At 74.3% G+C, this 3,212-nt stretch carries 2 protein-coding genes; both read right to left on the reverse strand.

The window, feature by feature from the left end; translation table 11 throughout:
* Window positions 1–17: 17 nt before the first annotated feature.
* Window positions 18–1,109 carry a glycosyltransferase family 2 protein gene (locus AB0B83_RS30045; RefSeq protein WP_357580997.1) on the reverse strand — a complete coding sequence of 364 codons (1,092 nt, stop codon included), beginning with the start codon at window positions 1,107–1,109 and terminating at the stop codon, window positions 18–20.
* A 45-nt stretch (window positions 1,110–1,154) separates the two neighbouring features.
* Window positions 1,155–2,939, reverse strand: coding sequence for a hypothetical protein (locus AB0B83_RS30050; protein WP_357580998.1), 1,785 nt, complete (start codon window positions 2,937–2,939; stop codon window positions 1,155–1,157).
* Between the last annotated feature and the right edge of the window lie 273 nt (window positions 2,940–3,212).

Raw genomic sequence — 3,212 nt, forward strand, 5'->3', positions numbered from 1 at the left:
GCCGCGGGGGCCAGCCGCTACGGCTGCCGCGCGTCACCCGTCACGGACTCGCCGGCGGCGCGCCGCAGCGAGCGGTACCGGGAGAGGTCCTCGCGGGCCGGCCCGCCCTGCCGGACCCGCTCGGCCGGGTGCACCGCCGGCTGGTCCGGCACCCGGGGCGTCTCCCCGTCCTGCGTGAGGAGGTCCTCGGTCTCCTGGACCAGGTAGTGCGGCCGACGCTTGGTCTCGTAGTAGATCCGGCCGATGTACTCCCCGATCACGCCCAGGATCGTCATCTGGATGCCGCCGAGACCGATCACGCTGACGATGATGGTGGTGTAGCCGGGAACGTCGATTCCCTTGCTGACGGCGTCGGCGACCACCCAGGCCATGTAGACCACCGCGATCAGGGTGAGGAACAGGCCGCCGTAGATCGCCAGCCGCAGCGGCCGGTTGTTGAACGACAGCAGCCCGTCGAACGCGTAGTTGAACAGCTTGCCGAACGTCCACCTGCTCCGGCCCGCCTGCCGGGTCTCGTTGCGGTGCGCGACCACCACCGTCCGGAAGCCGATCCAGGAGAACAGCCCCTTGGAGAAGCGGTTGTACTCCGGCATCGCCAGCACCGCGTCCACCGCAAGCCGGGACAGCAGCCGGAAGTCACCCGCCCCGTCCAGCAGCCGCACGTCGATCCACCAGTTGACCACCCGGTAGAAGGACCGCGAGGCCAGCATCCGGACGAGGCGGTCGCCACGCCGGTCCCGGCGCGCGATGACCTGGTCGAAACCCTGCCGGTACAACGCCACCATGTCGGGCAGCAGCCGGGGCGGGTGCTGGAGGTCGGCGTCCATGATGACCACCGCGTCCCCGGTGGCCCGCTCCAGCCCGGCCAGCATCGCCGCCTCCTTGCCGAAGTTGCGGCTCAGCGACGTGTAGCGCACGGCGGGATCGGCGGCGGCGAGCCGGCGCAGCGCCACGAGGGTGCCGTCGGAGCTGCCGTCGTCGACGTAGACCACCTCGATGTCGACGTCGGTCAGCTCCGCGACCGCGGCGGTCACCGCCGAGTGCAGGCGCTCCACCGAGGCCTCCTCGTTGAAGCAGGGCACCACCAGCGACAGGCGCACCTGCGTCACCCCGCCCGGCCGGCGCCCGAGGACGCCCGCTCCGCGCCGCCCCGCTCAGAAGCGGTAGACCAGCACACCGTCGATCTCCTCCCGGGTGATGCCGAGCCCGTCGATCGGCCGGTCCGCGATGCCCTCCCAGGGCGTCCCGGCGGTCCAGCCCGGCAGGGCCACCACGGACCGCACCCCGATGCCCCGCAGGTACGCCACGCTGCCCGCATCGGGGAAGGTGGCCGTCGCGACCCGGGTCTGCGCCTGGGTGACCGGCTCGAACCCGCCCAGCCCGTTCGTGACCCGGGGGAACCCGTCCGTCGTCCACAGCATGAAGATCAGGTCGACCGCGCCGCCGGCGGGCAGCACCAGCATCGGCTCCGCCGCCGTACGCATCGCGGCCGGCGGCGTCGGCACCACCGGATGCGGCGTCCGGTTGATCCCCTCCAGCCCGACCAGGGCCAGCGGCACCAACAGGAGCACCGGTGCCAGGAGCCTGGCCCAGCCTCGGGACGACCACCGCCGCACCGCCGTGGCGAACACCGTCACCGTGCCCGCCGCCAGCACCGCCAGCAGCAGGCTCGTCCAGTGCATCATCCGGCCCGGCGTCCGCAGCGCGTCCCAGCCCGGCAGGTGCTTCGACAGCGTCAGGTAGCCCGGATCGCCGTCGCCGCCGAGGGTGACGCCCAGGCCCAGCAGCACCGTGCCGAGCACGCCGAGCGCCAACGCGACCCGGCGCCGGGCCGGGTAGACCGAGACGAACAGCCCCGCCGCGGCCAGCGCCAGCAGGACCATCCCGGGCAGCAGCGCCATCTCCGGCGGCCAGGACAGTTGTTCCCGCGCCGCCGCGTGCCGCTCGCCCCACCACCACGAGTCCGCCGGGGCGGTGACGAAGCCGATCAGCGGCGGCGAGAACATCTCCGTCCAGGCCAACGACCGTTCGGCCTGCGGGTTGAGGTCGACGACCTTCAGGTAGACCAGGCCCAGCAGGAGCGTCACCGCGCCGAAGACGGCGCCACCGGCCACGTCGGCGACCAGCAGCCGCCGGCCGAACGCGGGTCGTCGCCCGCGCCGCCACCACGACCAGCCGTAGCCGCCGGCCCCGACCAGCACCGCGGCCAGCAGGAAGTAGACAAGCGGCAGCCCGATGCCGAAGCCCAGGCTGACCTGCCAGGCGGCGACGAGCCACCCCGCGAAGGCCCAGCCCGGTCGCCGCCGTTCCGGCCGGTAGCCGTGCCGCAGCGACCAGCCGTGGCCGCGCGCCAGCATCGCCAGGCACAACGCGATCCCGCCGCTGGACAGGATGTTCAGGTGGCCGGAGTGCGCCAGCCGCCAGGGCGCGTACGCCCACGCGATCCCGGCGACCGCCCCGCCCAGCCGGCCCGCCCCGAGCTGCCGGGCCAGCGCGTACGCCCCGATGAAGGCCAACGCGTGCACCAGCACGTACATCACGTTGTAGCGGACCAGGGCGGCCTCGAAGCCCGAGCCGAGCATCCCGAACGGGGCGTAGCCGAGCAGGGTGTCGCTGTAGACGTACGTGTAGGTCTCGGGGAAGAACGTGTTCGAGTGCCAGAGACCGGTCGGGTTGTTGAGCACGGCGTGCCCGGCCCAGGCCATCTGCCACGCCTGCAACGTGGGGTCGCCGATGTCGCCGGGGATGGTGCTCGCCGGATGCCGCATCGTCGGCCAGGTCAGCACCACCGCCAGCAGCAGCCCGCCGAGCACCGCCAGCGTCCACTCGTGGCGCAGCCAGCCCCACCGGTTCCGTCGGCCGGGGTCCCCGGGGTCGGGGACCTGGTCGTGGTCGGCGGTTTCGGCGGACGGTCGGGCGTCCGTGGACCCGGTGGTCATGAAGATAGATGATTCACGATGGTGGCCGCCGTGTCGATCCGCCGCCCGGGATGTGGGCTTCCGGGCGGGTCCGCCGACCCGTCCGGGGCGCCGCCGCACGCCCTTCGACCCGCCAGCCCGGGCGGCCCGGCCGGCGCGTGTCGCGGCTCCCGGTCGGGGCCCGGCCCCGCCCCCGGCGGCCGGCCCGGCGGGCGGGGGCGGGGGGGGGGGGGGGAGGGGTGAGGGGGCCGGGGGCCCCCAGGCCCCGGAGGGCCCCCCCGCCCCCGCCCCCCC

The sequence above is a fragment of the Micromonospora sp. NPDC049060 genome, assembly GCF_040649055.1.
Lineage (GTDB): Bacteria > Actinomycetota > Actinomycetes > Mycobacteriales > Micromonosporaceae > Micromonospora > Micromonospora reichwaldensis.

Excerpts from the sequence above, each read along its gene's own strand:
- AB0B83_RS30050 (WP_357580998.1), bottom strand. The coding sequence starts at position 2,939 with ATGACCACCGGGTCCACGGACGCCCGACCGTCCGCCGAAACCGCCGAC.